This window comes from Janthinobacterium aestuarii, from assembly GCF_046113285.1.
Taxonomy (GTDB): Bacteria; Pseudomonadota; Gammaproteobacteria; order Burkholderiales; family Burkholderiaceae_D; genus Janthinobacterium.
Genome location: NZ_CP142524.1, coordinates 5,088,692 through 5,108,983, shown reverse-complemented (window position 1 = coordinate 5,108,983; position 20,292 = coordinate 5,088,692). Strand labels below are relative to the sequence as shown.

General features: G+C 60.4%; 12 protein-coding genes. 7 read left to right on the top strand and 5 right to left on the bottom strand.

Features of this window, described 5'->3' with window-relative positions; all coding sequences use genetic code 11:
- Positions 1 to 13 precede the first annotated feature (13 nt).
- From corA to OX462_RS22910, 3 genes are all read left to right on the top strand, one after another.
- Positions 14 to 979 (top strand): magnesium/cobalt transporter CorA, encoded by a 966-nt coding sequence (gene corA, locus OX462_RS22920; RefSeq protein WP_034760218.1) that lies wholly within the window; start codon positions 14 to 16, stop codon positions 977 to 979.
- A 134-nt stretch (positions 980 to 1,113) separates the two neighbouring features.
- Positions 1,114 to 2,487: a GAF domain-containing sensor histidine kinase gene (locus OX462_RS22915; protein ID WP_121668575.1), complete on the top strand. Its 1,374-nt coding sequence runs from the start codon at positions 1,114 to 1,116 to the stop codon at positions 2,485 to 2,487.
- Between the two features lie 300 nt (positions 2,488 to 2,787).
- Positions 2,788 to 5,604: a TonB-dependent receptor plug domain-containing protein gene (locus OX462_RS22910; RefSeq protein WP_230506618.1), complete on the top strand. Its 2,817-nt coding sequence runs from the start codon at positions 2,788 to 2,790 to the stop codon at positions 5,602 to 5,604.
- Positions 5,605 to 5,690: 86 nt separating this feature from the next.
- Here the strand turns inward: OX462_RS22910 and OX462_RS22905 are convergent, their stop codons facing one another.
- Together OX462_RS22905 and OX462_RS22900 are read right to left on the bottom strand one after the other, a co-directional pair.
- A complete protein-coding gene (locus tag OX462_RS22905) occupies positions 5,691 to 7,322 on the bottom strand; it encodes an NAD(P)/FAD-dependent oxidoreductase (RefSeq protein ID WP_409027136.1) in 1,632 nt (543 codons plus the stop codon).
- Between the two features lie 75 nt (positions 7,323 to 7,397).
- Positions 7,398 to 7,706: a hypothetical protein gene (locus tag OX462_RS22900; RefSeq protein ID WP_139143724.1), complete on the bottom strand. Its 309-nt coding sequence runs from the start codon at positions 7,704 to 7,706 to the stop codon at positions 7,398 to 7,400.
- Between the two features lie 708 nt (positions 7,707 to 8,414).
- Here OX462_RS22900 and OX462_RS22895 point away from each other — a divergent pair.
- Entirely contained in the window at positions 8,415 to 11,414 is a 3,000-nt protein-coding gene (locus tag OX462_RS22895) for a TonB-dependent receptor (protein ID WP_083287270.1), read from the top strand.
- Between the two features lie 174 nt (positions 11,415 to 11,588).
- Here OX462_RS22895 and OX462_RS22890 read toward each other — a convergent pair whose 3' ends face one another.
- On the bottom strand, positions 11,589 to 12,314 hold the full coding sequence (locus OX462_RS22890; RefSeq protein WP_070312782.1) for a 16S rRNA (uracil(1498)-N(3))-methyltransferase: 726 nt from the start codon (positions 12,312 to 12,314) through the stop codon (positions 11,589 to 11,591).
- A 524-nt stretch (positions 12,315 to 12,838) separates the two neighbouring features.
- Here OX462_RS22890 and OX462_RS22885 point away from each other — a divergent pair.
- The 3 genes from OX462_RS22885 (at position 12,839) to gap (ending at position 18,906) form a co-directional block, all read left to right on the top strand.
- Positions 12,839 to 15,577 (top strand): TonB-dependent receptor, encoded by a 2,739-nt coding sequence (locus OX462_RS22885; protein ID WP_230506616.1) that lies wholly within the window; start codon positions 12,839 to 12,841, stop codon positions 15,575 to 15,577.
- A gap of 244 nt (positions 15,578 to 15,821) precedes the next feature.
- Entirely contained in the window at positions 15,822 to 17,819 is a 1,998-nt protein-coding gene (gene tkt / locus OX462_RS22880; protein WP_070312784.1) for a transketolase, read from the top strand.
- A 76-nt stretch (positions 17,820 to 17,895) separates the two neighbouring features.
- The gene (gap, locus tag OX462_RS22875; protein WP_010395244.1) at positions 17,896 to 18,906 is read left to right on the top strand and encodes a type I glyceraldehyde-3-phosphate dehydrogenase; all 1,011 of its coding nucleotides are present in this window, start codon (positions 17,896 to 17,898) and stop codon (positions 18,904 to 18,906) included.
- A 42-nt stretch (positions 18,907 to 18,948) separates the two neighbouring features.
- Here gap and OX462_RS22870 read toward each other — a convergent pair whose 3' ends face one another.
- Together OX462_RS22870 and OX462_RS22865 are read right to left on the bottom strand one after the other, a co-directional pair.
- Positions 18,949 to 19,731: a YoaK family protein gene (locus OX462_RS22870; RefSeq protein WP_409027135.1), complete on the bottom strand. Its 783-nt coding sequence runs from the start codon at positions 19,729 to 19,731 to the stop codon at positions 18,949 to 18,951.
- A gap of 27 nt (positions 19,732 to 19,758) precedes the next feature.
- Complete coding sequence (locus tag OX462_RS22865) at positions 19,759 to 20,250, bottom strand: cache domain-containing protein (protein WP_083287269.1); 492 nt, start codon at positions 20,248 to 20,250, stop codon at positions 19,759 to 19,761.
- Positions 20,251 to 20,292 lie beyond the last annotated feature (42 nt).

The following is a 20,292-nucleotide window of genomic DNA, read 5'->3' as shown; positions in this document are numbered from 1 at the left end:
ATTGTGGAACTGTATGCTTATAAACTGCGTGGCCTACCAGGATGGCAAAAAACTGGCCGACTTGCCGATCGACGATATCAGCGATTACGTCGAGCGCCCCGATTGCTTCGTCTGGGTGGCCCTGCTCGACGCCACGCCGGACGAGCTGAAACAGATGCAGCACGAGTTTTGCCTGCACGAACTGGCGGTGGAAGACGCGCAGCGGGGCCACCAGCGTCCGAAGATCGAGGAATATGGCGATTCCCTGTTTGCCGTGGTGAAAACCGTGGAAATGGTCGAGAATGAACTGGTGCTGGGCGAAGTCGATATCTTTGTCGGTGCCAATTACGTGCTTTCGTCGCGCAGCAACAGCTCGCAAGGTTTCCTCGGTGTCCGCGCGCGTGCCGAGCGCGAACCGCATCTGCTGCGCCAGGGCTCGGCCTTCGTGCTGTACGCGCTGATGGACGCGGTCGTCGACCGTTACTTTCCCGTGCTCGACGCGCTCGAATCGGAGCTGGAGCTGATCGAGGACCGTATCTTCGACCGTGGCACCGAGCGCGACAATATCGAACGGCTGTATCAATTGAAACGCAAGGTCATGGTCTTGCGCCACGTGGTGGCGCCCCTGATGGAAGCGGTGGGCAAGCTGCACGGCGGGCGCGTGCCGCCGCTGTGCCACGATACCCAGGAGTATTTCCGCGACGTGCACGACCATCTGGCGCGCATCAACGGCACGCTCGACACCATCCGCGATACGATCAGCACGGCCATCCAGGTGAATCTGTCGATGGTGGCCATCGACGAGAGCGAAGTGAACAAGCAGTTGGCGGCCTGGGCGGCTATCTTTGCCGTGTTTACCGCATTTGCCGGCATCTGGGGCATGAACTTCAAGTTCATGCCGGAACTGGACTGGCATTATGGCTATCCGGCCGCCGTGGCAGTGATGAGCTGTGTCTGCGGTTATATGTATTACTTGTTCAAGCGTTCCGGCTGGCTATAAAAATTTCCTGCGTATCTGTATTATTAAACAATAGCCAGGGGTACAATCGCGGCAAGTCCCCTGACCAGGGCCTTTGCTGAGGATCGCCGCGCCGGCAGCTTTGCCTGCGCTTCCCGTGCTGCGCAGGAGCATTCATGAGTATTCCGTTGTTCGATGTGAATTCGCAAGAACCCCTGTTCGATCCCGAGCAGCGGCGCACCCTGGCGGAAGCGGCCCTGCGCTCGATCACCGCCTCGACGGCGCACGCCCGTGGCGACGACTTCCTGCGCATCCTCGTCAAGGACCTGGCCGAAGCGCTCGACGTGCACTATGTGATCGCCGGGCGGCTGGTGCGCATGGACGATGGCAGCGAAGGCATCCGCACCCTGGCCCTGTGGGGCGGCGATGACTACCAGCCGAATATCGAATACAGCCTGCAGCACACGCCTTGTCAGGACGTGACTTGCCAGAGCATGTGTTTTCACGGCAGCGATATCCAGCGTCGCTTTCCACTCGATACCCTCCTGGTCGACATGCATGCGGAAAGCTATGTCGGCATGCCGCTGATCGATACCGATGGCAAGACCCTGGGCATCCTGTCGGCCATCGACACGCGTCCCATCGATGAAAACAAGCGCTTGCTGGCCTTGCTGCTGCTGTCGATCTTCTCGGCGCGCGGCGCGGCCGAGCTGCAGCACCAGGAGCGCACCCAACAGCTGGAAGAAATCGTGCGCGTGCGCACCGAGTCGCTGCTGGCGGCGCAGGCCAATCTGATCGAGCAGGAACAGATGGCGGCCCTCGGCTCGCTGGTGGCGGGCGTGTCGCATGAAGTCAACACGCCCATCGGCGTGGCGCTGACAGCCGCGTCGAGCATGGGCAGCTATGCCGACCAGCTGGTGCAGCTGCTGGGCGGCGCCAAGGTCAGCCGCACCGAACTGATCGACATTGCCGAATCCCTGAAAGGCGCGGCGGCCTTGATCGAGCGCAACCTGGCGCGTGCCGCCGACCTGATCGGCAATTTCAAGCAGCTGGCCGTGGACCAGGTCAGCGAATACGTGGCGGACCTGGCGCTGCACGATTATGTGCACGGCCTGGTGTCGGCGCACAGCCCGGAACTGCGCAAGGCGGCGCTGGGTGTGGAACTCGATATCGCGCCCGATTGCCAGGTACGCCTGGCGGCCGGCAAGCTGTCGCAAATCCTCTCGAACCTGCTGATGAACAGCGCCCGCCATGGCTATCCGCAAGGCGGCCCGGGGCGCATCACGATCCGCGCGCGCATCGAGGAGGAGGGGGAAGACGCCGCCGGGCGCTGGCTGCTGCTGGACTTCTCCGATGACGGTATCGGCCTGGCGCCGGCCGTGCGCGAACACATGTTTGAACCGTTCTTCACCACCAAGCGGGGCCAGGGCGGCTCCGGCCTGGGCATGCACATTGTCTACACCATCGTGCAGCAACTGGGCGGCCAGGTGTGCGCGATCGACTGCACTCCCGGCTGTCATATACAAATCAGGCTGCCGCTGGCCAGCTGATGCCGCATGGCCTCGCGGCTAGCCGCGAGCGCGCCTTATCCCTTGTCGCCCCTGCTTTTCATATGTTGTATGTACGCCATACGCATGTTGAGTTCTGTTGACACTCATATTCTTGCCGTGATTCTATGTAGTTGTCTAGTTGACTTTTAGTTGCCTAGTTCCATTTCTGTACACGTGTCCCAGCGAACTTCACGGCGCCTGATCCGGTGCCGTGCGAGGCGTTTCCTTTAGATGAACGAGTGTAATCCGGGTAACAAATCCGGAGTCATATATAACCGTACAAATGAAAAAGGGTTCACCATGCTTAAAGAAACCGTCATCTCTCGTGCAGTTCGCATCGTCTGCGCCGGTGGTATGGCAGCGGCCTTGTCCGTTGCCTCGCAGTCTGCGGTAGCACAAGATGCGCAGGGCGCCGATGCGCAAATCCAGCGCGTTGAAGTCACCGGTTCGTCGATCAAGCGTATCGCTGCCGAAGGCGCCTTGCCGGTCACCGTGCTGACCGCCGAAGCCATCCGCACATCGGGCGCCACTTCGGTCACCGATCTGGTCAAGAAGCTCTCTTCCGCCCAGGGTGCCACGAGCGAAAGTTCCTCGGTTGGGGGAAGCACCTTCGGTTTCTCCGGTATTTCCGTGCATAACGTGGGGGAGACGCGTACGCTCGTCTTGCTGAACGGCAAGCGCCTGGCCCAGTTCGGCGGCCAGACGCTGACGGGTTTCGCCGCTGGCTTCGACTTGAATTCGATCCCTATCTCGGCCATCGAGCGTGTGGAACTGCTGACCGATGGCGCCTCCGCCCTGTACGGTGCCGATGCGATCGCCGGCGTGGTCAACTTCATTACCAAGCACGATACGACGATCGGTGATGTGTCCATCGGCTACTCCGCACCAAAAAACGGTGCGCGTGAGAAACGCCTCAGCGCCACCAAGGGTTTTGGCAACCTGGACGAAGATGGCTACAACGTGGTGCTGACCTTTGGCCACGACGAGCGCGACAAGCTCGCTTCCGTCGACCGCAAGTTCGCCAGCACGGGCAAGGTGCAATTCTCGGCCAATGGCAAGCGCTATCAGAAGCAACAGTTTTCGGCCAGCCCGATTCCGGCCAATGCCACCGATGACAATGGCCAGCTGATCAGCCCTTACCAGAAGGCCAACGGCTCCTGCCCGGACAAGACGTTCCGCGTGATCGAACCGTATAACGACGGCAGCGGCCTGGTCGATGACTACTGCGGCTACGACTTCACCAAGGACCTGGAAATCTATCCGGAGCGCAAGCGTGACAACTTCATGGCATCGGGCACCTTCAAGATCGCCGGCCAGGAAGTGTATGCGGACGTATTGCTGTCACGCACGAAACAAACTTCGCGTATCGCCCCCGTGCCTGGGGCGATCGCTGTCGATGCAGGCACGCCGCTGCATGACAAGTATTTAGTGCCAGCTGGTATTACCGGCGACAGCACGGCTTTTTACCGGCTGTTCGACATGGGCCAGCGTACCTCGAAAGATACGGCCGATTTTGCCAGTGTGGTGGTCGGCACGCGCGGCATTCTGGCCGGTTGGGACTATAACGCTGCTTATAACTTTTCCGAAAGCCGCGTAAAAGGCAGTATTTCCGGCTATCCTGGTGCCATTGCTGTCAATAATCTCACATCGAGCGGCCTGCTCGATCCCTTCGTCGGCCCGGGCAAGCAGTCCACCGCGGCACAGGAAGCCATCAAGGCTGCCGCGTACACCGGTTACTGGGATGGCGGCACTTCGCGCCTGCAAACGATTAACCTGAATGGCTCGACGGAACTGCGCCGACTGCCTGGCGGCGCGATGATGCTGGGCATGGGAGTCAACATCAATCGCGAAGAATTCTCCGCGAAGCCAAGTCCGTTTGCGCAAGGCATCCTGGCCGACCCCGTGAAGGGCACCTTGTGCGGCGGCACGACAGGACTGGAGTGCGACCAGCGTTTCGGCGATGCGGCCAGCAGCCAGCCGTACAGCGCCAGCCGTACGTCGAAGGGCATTTTTGGCGAAGTCATCGCGCCTGTGCTGAAAGAGCTGGAATTGGGCGCGGCCTTGCGTTTCGATGAATTCTCGGACTTCGGTGGCGCCACCACGGCCAAGGCCAGTTTTAAATGGACGCCGGCACCCACCTTGCTGATCCGCGGCTCTGTCGGCAACGGTTTCCACGCACCGACAGTGCCGCAAGTCAACGCCCTGCAGCGCGGCTATGGTGTCACCAGCGAGAAGTACACGTGCACGCCGGCACTGCAGGCGATCGCCACGCGTCTGAACGCACAATGCCAGCCAGGCAATCGCCAGTACGACCAGCTGGCCGGCGGCAACCGCGAGTTGCAGCCTGAGAAATCGAAACAGGCGACCATCGGCTTCCGTTACGAGCCGATCAGCGCCATTACCCTGGGCGCCGACCTGTGGCATGTGCAGATCCGCGATTCCTTCGGTCAGTTGACCGAACAGCTGGTATTCGGCAATCCGTCCAACTTCCCGAAATCCTGGGGCGTCAACAAGGACGTGGGCACGGGTACCACCTACCTGGCCTTCCTGGCGGACAACCAGAATCTGGGCAAGTCGTTTGCCACCGGTGTCGATATCGATATCAGCGCCCGTTACCGTTCCGGCATTGGCCTGTTCACGTCGCAGCTGAACGCGACGCAAATGCTGCGCGAGGATGTGCAGCTGGAACGCGGCGGCAAGTATTATTCGGCGCTGGGCAACTTCGCCGATCTGGGGACGGTGACTTTCCGCACGCGTGGCCAGTGGACGAATACCCTGAAAACGGGCAACTGGGCCAACTCGCTGACGGTCAACTTCCTGTCCGGCTACAAGGACCAGGAAACGTCGGTCGACGTGCTTGACGCTTCGGGCGCCGTGACGGGCCAGGAAAAGATCCGCATGCAGGTCGGTTTCTATTCGACGCTCGACTGGCAAACGGTGTGGACGCCAAGCAAGAGCTGGGTCCTCACCGCCGGCGTGCTGAACCTGACCGACAAGAGTCCGCCATTCGTGCCATCGACGTCCGGCGCGAACCGCGGCCAGCAATTCGGCTATGACGACCGCTATTACGATCCGCGCGGCCGTACCGGCTACCTGAATGCCTCGTACAAGTTTTAAAGAGCGGGAGCAGGCATAAAAAAACCGGCACTGTGAACTCAGTGCCGGTTTTTTTTCGTCCCGCCGCAGTATGGGGAGGGCGCGGCCTAGCGGCGCGCCGCCATCGACAGCGCCACCGCCTCGGCCACCTTGATGCCGTCAACGGCCGCCGACAGGATGCCGCCCGCATAGCCGGCGCCTTCGCCTGCGGGAAAGAGGCCCCGTGTATTCAGGCTTTGCAAGTCGTCGTCGCGGCGCTTGATGCGGATCGGCGACGAGGTGCGCGTTTCCACGCCCGTCAGCACGGCGTCGGCCTTGTAGTAACCCTTGATCTGCTTGTTGAACGCCGGAAACGCTTCGCGCAGCGCCGTGATCGCGTACTCGGGCAAGGAGGGCGCCAGGTCCGTCAGATGCACGGCCGGCTTGTACGACGGTACCACGCTGCCGAATTCGGTCGAGGCGCGGCCAGCCACGAAGTCGCCGACCAATTGTCCTGGAGCATCGTAGTTGCCGCCGCCCAAGGCAAATGCGCGCTCCTCCAGCTCGCGCTGCAGGGCGATGCCGGCCAGCGGGTCGCCCGGGTAATCGGCCGGCGTGATGCCGACGACGATGGCGCTGTTGGCGTTGCGCTCGTTGCGCGAGTACTGGCTCATGCCGTTCGTCACCAGGCGGCCCGGTTCCGAGGCGGCGGCCACCACCGTGCCGCCCGGGCACATGCAAAAGCTGTAGACGGAGCGGCCGTTGCTGGCGTGATGCACGAGCTTGTAGTCGGCCGCGCCCAGGATAGGGTGGCCGGCGCTGGGGCCGAAGCGGCAGCTGTCGATCAACGATTGCGGGTGTTCCACGCGGAAGCCGATCGAGAACGGTTTCGCTTCGATGTACACGCCGCGGCGGTGCAGCATCTCGAAGGTGTCGCGCGCGCTGTGGCCGATGGCCAGCACGACGTGGTTGCTGGCGATGGTTTCGCCATTGTCCAGCACCACGCCGCGCACCTGGCCGCCATCGCTGCCCGGCTCGATGTCGAGATCGACCACTTTGCTGCTGAAGCGGTATTCGCCGCCCAGCCGTTCGATATTCGCGCGCATTTCTTCCACCATCTTGACCAGGCGGAAGGTGCCGATGTGCGGCTTGCTCACGTACATGATTTCTTCGGGCGCGCCGGCCTTGACGAATTCCGTCAGCACCTTGCGGCCGTAGTGCTTGGGATCCTTGATCTGGCTGTACAGTTTGCCGTCCGAGAAGGTGCCGGCGCCGCCTTCGCCGAACTGCACGTTCGATTCCGGGTTCAGTTCGCGCTTGCGCCAGAAACCGAAGGTGTCGACCGTGCGCTCGCGCACCTGCTTGCCCCGTTCCAGGATGAGGGGGCGCAAGCCCATCTGTGCCAGGATCAGCGCCACGAACAGGCCGCAGGGGCCCGTGCCGATGACGATGGGGCGCGGTTCATTGGTATGGCCGGCCAGCTGTTCGCCGCCGGCGACGAATTTATAGTCGGTATCGGGCGCGGGCATCAGGTGGATATCGTGGCCCAGGCGCGCCAGCACGGCCGCTTCATTCTTGACGTCCACGTGCAGCGAGTAAATCAACACCACGGCGCTGCGCTTGCGCGCGTCATAGCTGCGCTTGAAGACGGTAAAGCCGAGCAGCTCATCCGCGGCAATGCCGAGGCGCGCCAGAATGGCGGCGGGCAGGGCCGCTTCGTCGTGTTCGAGGGGGAGTTTTACTTCGTTGAGTCGCAACATGGTGTGTATTTTTAAAAATTGCCGGGCTCCGTATCTAGCGGAGAGTGTGCGGTGCCGCGTGACGGCATCCGGGCGCTATTTTACCTCCACATCGTTCACTGCTTCGTTTACCCGGACTTTTTTCGGGGGTGTAACAGGCGGCAGTGCCGTCTGTTCGCATGGTCGCCACCGTGCCGTGGCGCGATATGGCGGCGTTTCCTGGCTGCTACAAACTGGTGCAAAATCGGCGCGTTGCTGGTGCATCCGCCGCCCCTTGTTGGGGCGTGCAAATCGGGGCCAAATTTTCCCCGTAATTTGTGTTGCTTTTTTGTTGTGGCTGCTTGATTTTGTTGACGCCTTGCCATTGCGTGTGATTTGATAGTGTTTTGTTTCTTGCAGGTGCAATTCTGTATCTTTGCTTCGCACGCATTGAAGGAAATGAGCAGCGCTGCCTCTTGCCGCTGTCGCGTCCTCAATGGAATGCGGGATTTATTTTTGAGATGATGACGAGAGATTTGTTTTTATATGGAACTGTCCTGAAAAAATCTGATTGATTTATTGCGGGATGGATGTGCAATATATCCGACCTCGTCCCGTAAAATAATTTCGTCTTGCGCGTCATTTATTTTCCGGGCTTTTTATATTCATCTTTTTTAGAAACAACTCTTCCTGCAGCATTCTGCTGCCATTGGTGCAAAGCCACTGTTTGCAGGCATTCCAAGTAAATTTGATTATCGTCCGCGAGTGTTTTCATTCAGCCTGGATGCGCTTCTGTTCGCCTATTTTTTGTATAAATTGAAGTGTTGCGCCAACAGAACAGTTTTTCTAATTTTATTGACCAGTCCGTTTCAATATGTTCCGATGTGTCATTCTGTTTATTTTGCGTATGCAAAGTGGATCGAGAGGATGCCTTGTATGAAGGGATTACAAGGTGATGAGAGTAAAAAGCGTTCAAAAACGCATAAGTGTGAGTGATAAACTCCTTTACCAAAGCAGTAATACTGCGCTCATAAATAAATAGGGAATGACATGTTGAGAAAAACTGTAATAGCACGTGCATTAACGATCGCTTTCAGCGCATCGGTATTGAGCGCTGCGATTGTTCCAACGGTAATGGCACAGTCGAATGCCACGGGCAATATCATCGGCAAGATCGCGCCGGATGCCAGCGCATCGGTGCAGATCGTCGGTGCTGACAATGGCTTCAAACGGACCATTTCGCCCGATGCAAGCGGTACTTTCCGCATCACCTCCCTGCCAGTTGGCAACTACAAGGTGACCCTGCTGAAAGGCTCTTCCGTCGTCAGCTCGCAGGATGTGGAAGTGCGCATCGGCCAGGAAAGCGAAGTGGCGCTGCAGCAGGTGCAAACCGTGAACGTGACGAGCCGCCGCCGCGCGATCGATGTCACCAGTTCCAACTCCGGTTCTTCCTTCAATTCGCGCGAACTGGCTACCCTGCCATTGGCGCCTACGGTTGCCAACATCGTGCAATTGGCTGGCGGCACCACGCGCGCCGACTCGCGCTACGGCAACAACGCCGCCAGCTTCGGCGGCTCCAGCGCGTCGGAAAATGCGGCGTACATCAACGGTTTCCCCGTCACCAACAGCCTGTATCAGGTTGGTTACTCTTCCCTGCCTTTCGGCTCGATTGCTGAAGCGCAAATCATCACCGGCGGCTACGGCGCCGAATTCGGACGTTCGACGGGTGGCGTGGTCAACATCACCACCAAGAGCGGTACGAATAACTGGGAATTCGGCGCCGGCTTTACCTACGCGCCTGATTCGCTGCGCGGCAAAGCCAAGAACATCATGTTCCCGAATACGGGCGCCAATCCCAAGACGGATGGTAAGATCTACAACTACCGCGAAGGCGACAAGCTGACCGAGAAGGTCTATAACGCCTATGTCAGCGGCCCGCTGATCAAGGACAAGCTGTTCATCTATCTGGGTGGCGAATTTACCAAGATGGACCGCGAAACGGCGCGTCTGGCATCGACCAGCCAAGTGAACAACCAGACCGGCTGGCTGGTGCAGAAATCCGATGTGCCGCGTTATATCGCCAAGATCGACTGGAATATCACCGACAACAACCGCCTCGAATACACGCACATTTCGGACGAGTCGAATGTCAACGATCAATACTACGGCTTCAACTACGACACCAAGCAGCGCGGCTATGTGCAGAACGGCGGCGCCAGATTCAAGAACTATTCGGCAGGCGTGCTGTTCCTCAACGCCACCGGTGCCGCGCTGGCGGCAGCCCAGGGCTCGAACATCGACATCCTCAAGCTGACCAGCTATGTGACCGACGATCTGACCGTGCAAGCCCTGGTTGGCCAGGCGAAGACGCAACGCGAGCAAAATCCGTTCGGCTACATTCCAGGCTTGCGTCCAATCGTCGTTAGTTCTCCAGAGTTTAAGGTACCAGGCCTGAATTATTCGCCTAGCCAAGTGCAGGGTTTCAGCTCGGCCCTGCTGCGCGACGGCGCGCAAGACACCAACCGCGGTTATCGCCTGGATCTGGAATACAAACTGGCCAAGCAGCATACGATACGCGGCGGTCTTGACCACAACAAGATCAATGCCCTGAACGGTACGGAAGCGGCTGGCGGCGGTACCTGGACGTATCTGAAAACCGATCCGAACACCGTATTGTCTGGCCACAATATCTCGCCGGCAGCTGGCGGCGGTTATGGCACCCAAGGTTACTACGTGCGTGAAAACCTGCAGCGCGGCGGCTCCACCCCGACCGTCGAGCAGTCGGCGCAATACATCGAGGACCGCTATCAGGCCACCGAAAACCTGGTCGTGACCCTGGGCTTGCGCAATGAGTCGTTCAAGAACATGAACGGTATCGGCGAAACCTTCGTGGAACAGAAAAACATGCTGGCACCGCGTTTGAATGCGGCCTGGAATGTGTATGGCGACGGTTCCCTGAAAGTCTTCGGTACGGCTGGCCGCTACTTCATGCAATTGCCGGCCAACATGGCCGTACGTTTTGCCGGCGCTTCGCTGAACACCGACCGCTTCTACACCTACACGGGCGTCAACCCGACCACGGGCGCACCGCTGGGCTTGAACCCGATCAGCAATGTCGTGTCGGCTAACAATGAATTTGGCCAGGAAAAACGCGCCAATGAGCTGGCTTCGACCAACTTGAAGGCCCACTTCCAGGACGAGATCAACCTGGGCTTCGAGAAGGCGCTGACGCCTGACTTCAACGGCGGTATCAAGTTCACCTATCGCAAGCTGAAAAACACGATCGATGACTACTCGGATCCACGCGCCATTTCGGCCAAGCTGACAGGCGCTGAAAAAGAGTACTTCGACGATCATGGCTGGAACGGCGCCCTGTTCAATCCAGGCAAGGACAACACCTTCATGATCCCGGTGGGACCAAACGGTGCACAGCGCGCGGTGACGATTACGGCTGCCGATGCCGGCTTCCCGGAAAAAGCCAAGCGTACCTATACGGCGCTGGAATTCATGCTCGAACATCCGATGCGCAATGGCTGGTACGGCAAGATGAACTACACCTGGTCGCGCAGCGAAGGCAATCAGGAAGGTCAGACCAAGTCGGATAACGGCCAGGCCGACGTGGGCTTCAGCTCGGGATGGGACTTCCCTGAGACGATGATCAACGGCAGCGGCTTGTTGCCGAACAACCGTACGCACCAGTTGAAAACCTATGGCTACTATGAGTTCACGAGCCAGTTCGGCGTCGGTGGCAACTTGCTGGTGGCAACGGGCCGTCCTATGTCGCGTACTTGCAATATCCCAGCGTCCATGGATCAACAGGGCTTGGGCTTGTCGCAATACGGTTCGATCTTCTTCCTGTGCCCAACCGGCCCGAACGGCCGTGGCGCTTACGGCACGCTGCCAACGGAAATGCGCCTGGACTTGAACTTCATCTACAAGCCAGAGCAGATCAAGGGCATCGTGTTTAAAGTCGACGTGCTGAACGCAACCAACCGTCAGGTGGCGCAATCGATCGACGAGGCTTACAACACCAGCGCCGCTGGTACTGCCGTCAGCACGACCGCCGGCATGGTCAACTCCTACTCGAGCCCGCGCACCGTGCGCTTGTCGGCCCAGTACAGCCACAAGTTCTGATGTGATTCCCTCCTTGCCGGTTGACAGTCGTCAGCCGGCGGAGACGGGGATGCACGGACGGACGGATACAGCAAAGGCATCATCAGTCATGCCAGTAAAATGCCCCGCAAGCTGCAAAGCTTGCGGGGCATTTGTTTTGGCGGCACGCTCGGTGCCTGATCGTCGTACGCTGGCTTACATCCCGCCCCACAAGGCGCCCAAGGTGGCCAGCGCCGTCAGGCCCGCCGTTTCCGTGCGCAGGATGCGCGGCCCCATAGCCAGGCCGATGGCGCCGGCGGCCAGGGCCGCCTTTTCTTCCGCTTCCGAAAATCCCCCTTCCGGCCCCACCATCACGGTGATCGCCTGCGGCGGCTGGTGACGCGCCCAGTCGGCCAGCGACTGCTCCGCACGCGGCGTCAGGATGATGCGTTTATGTAAATCCTGCTGGCTGCTCCAGCTATTAAAATCTTGTAATGGCGCCAGCTGCGCCAGGCGGTTGCGCCCGCATTGTTCCGATGCGGACACGATGATCGCTTGCCAATGGGCCAGTTTTTTCTCCGCCCGCTCGGCGGACAGGCGCACGACGCAGCGTTGCGCCGCCAGCGGCACGATGCCGGCCGCGCCCAGTTCGATGGCTTTTTCGATGATCCAGTCCATTTTGGACGCTTCCGGCAGCGCTTGTGCCAGGGTCACGGCGTAGGGCAGTTCCGCTTCGCGCGCCGTGTGGGACTTCAGTTCGGCGCTGGCGCGTTTTTTCTCGACGTTGCACAAGACAGCCGTGTACTCGCCGCCCTCGCCGTTGAAGACGGTGATGGCCTCGCCCGGCATAAGGCGCACCACATGGACGTGGTGGGCGACGGCGTCGGGCAGAGCGATGGTGGCGCCTATGGCGAGTGGCTGGGGACAGAAAAAACGCGGCATGCAACATCCTGGCGGAGAGAAACAATGGGAGGTGCCGCGCCGCGCGCGGGTGGGGCGCGCGCGGCAGCGACTCGAGAGTGCAATTTTAGTGCCGCTGCGCGCGGCCGGGGGAAATTCTTGCCGCTGGGCCTGCGCGGCGCATCCGGGACGGGAAATTGCGTGGAGATAACAAGCTGACTAAAACGAAATGTTGTTTTTTGATTTCATAAATCATTGCATTATTGACAGTGATACTTTTGGCGTGGTTTGATGACTATACAAGTTGTGTTGAACGACATCAATTGTTTCCAGCAATGTCGTCCGTGATGTGATTCGGTATGGCATGGGGAGACGCCGCACGTTTCAATGCCCGGGCCTATGACCCCGGGCGCGTTGCGGCCAGCTTAAATTGGTTGGACAAGCATGCCACTGTAGCGGGAGGGGCCTTGCAGTTTTTCGCAAGACCATGAGAGATTTAAGTGATTATAAAAATACAAACTAATCGCTTATCAAGTGATATCAGGGATCATGAAAAGGAATAAGTTATGATGTTTCGCGAAAAAAAGAGTGTGCAGGTGGTGAGATTGGCGTTGGCCGCGTTCGCCGGCGTCGCAACGATGAGCGTGCATGCGCAGGAAGCGATCGATGCGCCGGTGCCTAAGGTGCAGCGCGTCGAAATCACCGGTTCGAGTATCAAACGCATCGAAGCCGAAGGTATTTCCCCGATCACCGTGATGACGCGCGAATCGATTGCCCGTTCGGGCGCGACGTCGGTGCTGGATCTGATGCGCAACCTGACTTCTGCTGGCGGTAACGGCGGTGAGCTGGCGACATCGAGTTCCTTCCGAAACGGCGCCACCAGCGTCTCGCTGCGCGGTCTGCCGACCCTGATTCTGTTGAACGGCTATCGCCTGCCGGCGTCCGGTTCGGACGATTATAGCGGCCAGACCTCCGTCGATCTGAACGCCATTCCGCTGTCGGCCATCGAGCGCATCGATGTGCTCAAGGACGGCGCCTCGGCCATCTACGGCACCGATGCCGTCGGCGGCGTCATCAACTTCATCCTGCGCAAGGATTACCAGGGCTTGACCCTCGACGCCAGCACCGGTTCGACCACCTATGGCGACGGGCAAAACCATAAGGTGTCCGTGTCCGGCGGTTTCGGCGACCGTGACGCACAGAAATTCAACGTGACGTATTCGGCCTCGTACGAAAAAACCAAGGCTATCCACGGCGTCGACCGCGATTGGGCGAACAGTACCGATTTCACCGGCCACAAGGGCGGCCTGTATCAGGGTGGCGTGTACGGCGCCAAGGGCCGCGATCCCGGCACCATATCGCTGGGCGGTTCGCAGCGCATGCCCGATCCGGAGTGCGACGCGGCCCACAGCAAGCCCTATCCGGATGCGCCGGAATGGGTGGCTGCGCCGAATCGCAGCTCCTGCATGTATTCCGCCGCTGAGTCGATAGACCTGGTGCGCCCGTCCACACGCTACGGCGGGGCGGTCACGGCGAACTGGGATTTGACGCCGGATGTGTCGCTGTTCGCCAATCTGTTTTACAACCACTTCGATACGCGCGTCCAAGGTTCGCCGGCCTGGATCCAAAATGCCGACCGCTCCGGCGTGCTGCGTGTGGCGGCGAACAACCCTTTCAATACCTACGGCGTGCCGGTCAATATCCGCCGCCTCTTCCCTGCCGCCGAGGGTGGTACGGGCACCAATGTTGACACCACCTGGCTGGTTGGCGGCGCCACCGGCCGCGCAGCCAACTGGGATTGGACCGTGTCTGTGGGCCACAGCCAGGAGAAGGGCGAAACGCGCGTGTACGGCTCCTTCATGCACGATAAATTGCAGAGTTACCTGGCGCAGGGCAAGTTCAACCCCTTCGGCGGCAACCATAATTCGGAGCAGATCATCAACGAACTGACGGCCGACCAGTACACCAAGACCAAGTCCTCGACGGACTTTGCCAAGGTGACCGCTTCCAGCGAATTTGGCCAGCTGCCCGGCGGCAAGATCGGTGTGGCCGTCGGTGCCGAGTACAAGCGCGAGAAGCTCAGCTACGATCCGTCGCAGGCTTGGCGCGATGGCGCAATCGGCATCTATTCGACCCTGCGCGGCATCGACGGCTCTGAGTCGCTCGGCGCCGTGTTCGGCGAGTTGGCCCTGCCGCTGCTGAAAAACCTGGAAGCGCAGGCGGCCGTCCGCTATGATCGCTACCAGTTGGCTGGCGGTACCACCAACCCGAAGCTTGGCCTGCGCTGGACCGCCTTGCCGACCTTGATGTTCCGCACCAGCTACAGCACCGGTTTCCGCGCGCCGACACTGTCGCAGCGCTTTAACGAAGGCCGCGGCGGTTTCGTCGCGACCAAGGATCCGAAGCGTTGCATCGTGGGTGACGCGTATTTTGACACCGCTTGCAGCGGTTCGGCGCTGTCTCTGCTGTCCGGCACGAAGGATTTGAAGCCCGAAAAATCGAAGCAGTTCAACCTGGGCGTGGTCGCCGAACCGATCAAGAACCTGACGCTGGGTTTAACCTACTGGAATATCAAGTGGAACGATCGCGTCGAGAATCTTGACAACGAAACCGTGTTGGCGGGCGAGGATGGTCAGTACAAGGACGCCGTCACGCGCTATGCCGTCACGGCGGAAGACCAAGAGAAGTATAACGCGCTGAGCGCCGCCCAGCGCGCGACGCTGGGTCCGTTGGTAGGTCGCCTGAAGCAGCTGCAGGTTGGCCTGATCAATCGCAGCAAGGTCGTCACCGACGGTCTGGATGTCGAAGCGTCGTACACGCTGCGCACGGCCGAGATGGGGCGTTTCAAGGTGTTCGGCGAGGCGAGCTACACGCTGTCCTACAACCGCACGCTGCTGCCTGATGATCCGGCGATCAATTGCCCCAACAACACGGCTTGCGAGGCAGGTGAATACGGCTATCCTAAGCTGCTGGCCAAGCTGGGTGTCAACTGGGACCGCGGTGCTTGGGCGGCGACGACGAGCGCCAACTTCACTTCGCATTACCACGTGGACCGGACACCGTCGGCGACGATCAACCTTTACTACGACGAGTACGCGAACGGCCTGATGATCCCGAGCGCGACCCTGGTTGACGCCTCGCTGTCCTACAGCGGCTTCAAGAACCTGGTGCTGCGTGGTGGCGTCAATAACGTGTTCGACCGTGCGCCGGCATTCGATCCATCGTCGAACATCGGCTACGACACCGCCTACGGCAATCCGCGTGGCCGCTACATCTACATGTCGGCGTCGTACTCCTTCAAATGACGTGAGGGTGGACTGACAGGCGGGGCGGGCCGATTTGCGGCGCGCCCCGCAGCGGCGTACGTCGCGAAAAACCGGGCCTGGCCCGGTTTTTTTTCGCCCCTGCCGGGCGCAAGCGGCACAAGCTGCGGCGGCGCGCGTTGCGCGGTTTGATTTTTCCCCTTGCTGGTCTGGTAAAATACATAGCTCTGACTGCGCCCAGCTGCGCTGCAAACGAATTTAAACTCCGCGACTGACCCACACCATCATGACAACTACGCTCCCGACTACCAAAATGGCCAATGCGATCCGCGCACTGGCAATGGACGCTGTACAAAAGGCCAATTCCGGCCATCCAGGCATGCCGATGGGCATGGCCGAGATCGCAGTTGCCCTGTGGAGTGGTCACTATCGCCACAATCCCGCGAACCCGAAATGGCAAAACCGCGACCGTTTCCTGTTGTCGAACGGCCACGGCTCGATGCTGCACTACGCGCTGCTGCACCTGACGGGCTACGACCTGTCGATGGATGACATCAAGGCCTTCCGCCAGATGCATTCGAAAACCCCGGGTCACCCGGAAGTCGATATCACGCCCGGCGTGGAAACGACCACCGGCCCGCTGGGCCAGGGCATTGCCAACGCCGTCGGCATGGCCCTGTCGGAGCAATTGCTGGCCGCTGAATTCAACAAGCCTGGCCACGACATCGTCAACCACTACACCTACGCCTTCGTCGGCGATGGTTGCCTGATGGAAGGTATTTCGCACGAAGTGTGCGCACTGGCCGGCACCCTGGGCCTGAATAAACTGATCGCCCTGTACGATGACAACGGCATTTCCATCGACGGCAAAGTCGAAGGCTGGTTCACGGACGACACCCCGGCCCGCTTCGAAGCGTACGGCTGGAACGTCATCCGCGCCGTCGACGGTCACGATGTGGCCGCCGTCGCCGCCGCCATCGCCGCCGCCAAGACCGCATCGAAGCCAACCCTGATCTGCTGCAAGACCATCATCGGCAAGGGTTCGCCGAACCTGCAAGGCGGCGACAAGGTCCACGGCGCCGCGCTGGGCGACAAGGAAATCGCTGCCGTGCGCGAATACATCGGCTGGGATGCCGCCCCGTTCGAAATGCCGGCCGACGTGTACGCCGCGTGGGACGCCAAGAAGCAGGGCGCCCTGCTGGAAGCGGACTGGAACGAGCGCTTTGCCGCCTACAGCCGCGAATTCCCGCAGCAAGCCGCTGAACTGACCCGCCGCATGCAAGGCGAACTGCCACAGGCATTCGAAGCGGCCCTGAGCGCCGCCATCGCGTCCTGCGTCGAGAAGAAAGAAAACATCGCTACCCGCAAGGCCAGCCAGAACGCCATCCAGGCACTGGCTTCGTCGCTGCCGGAATTCCTCGGCGGCTCGGCCGACCTGACCGGTTCGAACCTGACCAACTGGAAAGAGTGCGTGGCCGTGCGTTCGGGCCAGCCTGGCAACCACATCAACTACGGCGTGCGCGAATTCGGCATGAGCGCCATCATGAACGGCATCACCCTGCACGGCGGCTACATCCCGTTCGGCGCCACGTTCCTGACGTTCTCCGACTACAGCCGCAATGCCCTGCGCATGGCCGCCCTGATGAAACTGCGTTCGATCTTCGTGTTTACCCACGATTCGATCGGCCTGGGCGAAGACGGCCCGACGCACCAATCGGTCGAGCACGTCTCGTCGATGCGCCTGATCCCGAACCTGGACAACTGGCGTCCATGCGACACTGTCGAGTCGGCTGCCGCCTGGGGCGCCGCCGTGCGCCGCAAGGATGGCCCGTCGACCCTGATCTTCTCGCGCCAGAACCTGCCGTACCAGGAGCGTAGCGCCGAACAGATCGAGAACATCTACCGCGGCGGCTATGTGCTCAACGACGTGCTTGAGCCCAAGGCGATCCTGATCGCCACCGGTTCCGAAGTGGAACTGGCCGTCGCCGCCGCCAGCGCGCTGGCCTCGGAAGGCATCAACGTGCGCGTCGTGTCGATGCCGTCGACCGATGTCTACGACCGCCAGGACGCCGCCTACAAGGCCAGCGTGCTGACGAAAGGTGTGCCGCGCGTGGCCATCGAAGCGGGCGTGACCAGCTTCTGGTACAAATACGTGGGCCTGGAAGGCGCCGTGGTCGGTATCGACACGTTCGGCGAATCGGCGCCGGCTGGCGTGCTGTTCAAGCACTTCGGCTTCACGGTCGAGAACGTCGTCGCCAAGGTGAAAGCCGTTATCGCTGGCTAATATTGATTTTTAACGGTCCTGGCGATGTTGTCGCCGGGGGCGTGCATGTACCTTCTTTTTTAATCAGGAGCAGAGTATGACGATCAAAGTTGCAATCAATGGCTACGGCCGCATCGGCCGTAATGTGTTGCGCGCTTTCTACGAAGGCGGCAAGAAACAGGATATCCAGATCGTTGCCATCAACGACCTGGGCGATGCCAAATCGAACGCCCACCTGACCCGCTACGACACTGCGCACGGCAAGTTCCCGGGCACGGTCACCGTCGAAGGCGACAACATGATCGTCAATGGCGATCCGATCCGCGTATTCGCACAGCGCAATCCTGCTGAAATCCCATGGGGCGAGCTGGGCGTGGACGTCGTGCTGGAATGCACGGGCTTCTTCACCACCAAAGAGAAGGCTTCGGCTCACTTGAAGGGCGGCGCGAAAAAAGTCATCATCTCGGCACCCGGCGGCAAAGACGTCGATGCGACCGTCGTGTTCGGCGTGAACCACTCGGTGCTGAAATCGACCGACACCGTCATCTCGAACGCGTCGTGCACCACCAACTGCCTGGCACCGCTGGTCAAGCCATTGAACGACGCCATCGGCATCGAAACGGGCCTGATGACCACCGTGCACGCCTACACCAACGACCAGGTGCTGTCCGACGTGATGCATGAAGATCTGCGCCGCGCCCGTTCGGCCACCATGAGCATGATCCCGACCAAGACGGGCGCCGCCGCCGCCGTGGGCCTGGTGCTGCCTGAGCTGAATGGCAAGCTGGACGGCTTCGCCATCCGCGTGCCGACCATCAACGTGTCGCTGGTCGACCTGTCCTTCATCGCCAAGCGCGACACCACCGTGGAAGAAGTCAACGCGCTGATGAAAGCCGCGTCGGAAGGCGCCCTGGAAGGCATCCTGACCTACCAGACCGAACCGCTGGTCTCGATCGACTTCAACCACAACCCGGCTTCGTCGAACTTCGATTCGACCCTGACCAAGGTGTCGGGCCGTCTGGTGAAAGTATCGTCGTGGTACGACAATGAGTGGGGTTTCTCGAACCGCATGCTCGACACCACCGTCGCACTGATGTCGGCCAAGTAATTTTGTGACCGCATAAGAAAAAACGCCCTTCGGGGCGTTTTTTTATTCATGGCTGTGCGAATAAAAACGGCGCCGGTAGAAGCGCCACAAGACGCGCAAGTCGCGCAGCACGGGCACGCCCGATAGCAGGGTCAGCACGCCGGCGAGCAGGATGGTGGCGGCGGGAAAACCGATGTGCTTGAAGGCCAGGGCGCCGCTGACGCCGCCGATGAAGAAGCAGCTGATCAGCAGGCTGTGCGTCCTCAGTTTGCCGCGGTTGACCTTGACCACGCGGTCCGGCAGGTGGCGCCGGTTGTAATACGCCATCTTGCCCAGTTCGATGCCGATGTCGGTGGACAGCCCCGTCACATGCGTGGTGCGGATGACGGCGCCCGAAATCTTGGTGATGATGGCGTTCTGCAAGCCCATGACAAAGCACAGCAGCAAGATGGTGACGGGGCCCAGCACGTCGGGCATGGCGGCCAGGTAATTGCCCGTCAGGCCGAACAGCAGCAACAGCGCCGCTTCCAGCAGCAGGCTGGCGGCAAACTGGCTGTGCAGCCGGCGCCGCTTGCCCCAGTTCACCATGATGGCCGTGACGGCCGCACCGCTGACAAAGGCGAGCCAGGCGCCCAGCGCGGCAAGGGCTACCGTGACGTTGCCCAGCGCCAGGTCGTCCGCCATGCCCGAGACGATGCCCGTCATGTGCGAGGTATAGCCGCCGATGGCAAGAAAGCCGCCCGCGTTGACGGCGCCCGCCACCAGCGCCAGCACGCAGCCCAGCTGCAGATTGGCTTGCGTATCGCGCGCCGATCCGCTCAGACGGGACAGGTAATGGAGCGGCATGCGGGCGCGTTTTCCTCTTGCCGTGGCTTATTTATAGATGCCGGAGCCGACGATCATATTGTCGACCCGTTCGATGTAGCCGGATTTTTGTTCGACCACCTTGGTCAGGGGATTGGGCCACTTGAAGTCTACCCAGCCGCGTCCGGCCGGCGTGCTGGCCGTGGCGATCAGCGACTTGATGACGGCCTTGCCTTCATTGTCCTTCAGGTCGATCAGGTTCTTGCCGACCATCTTGGGATTGTTGCCGTGCGCCAGGGTGACGCCATTCATGTCGTACACATAAATGTACAGGTCACGGTCATGGAAGCTGGTGTTGGCGGGATCGGCAATGGCGGCAAAGGCCTTTTCCTTGCCGTCGGCCTTGATCATGGCCACGGCGCGCTTGGTCATGGCGATGGCTTCATCCGCGCTGCCTCTGGGGGCGGCCCATGCCGTTGCCGGCATGGCGCAAAGGATGAAACTGGCAACGAGGGCGTGGATGCCCGTTTTTACACTTGCCGTTTTTACACTTGTCTTCATACGCTGTCTCCTGGTATGGGCAACCCCGGCGCGGCCTGTTGT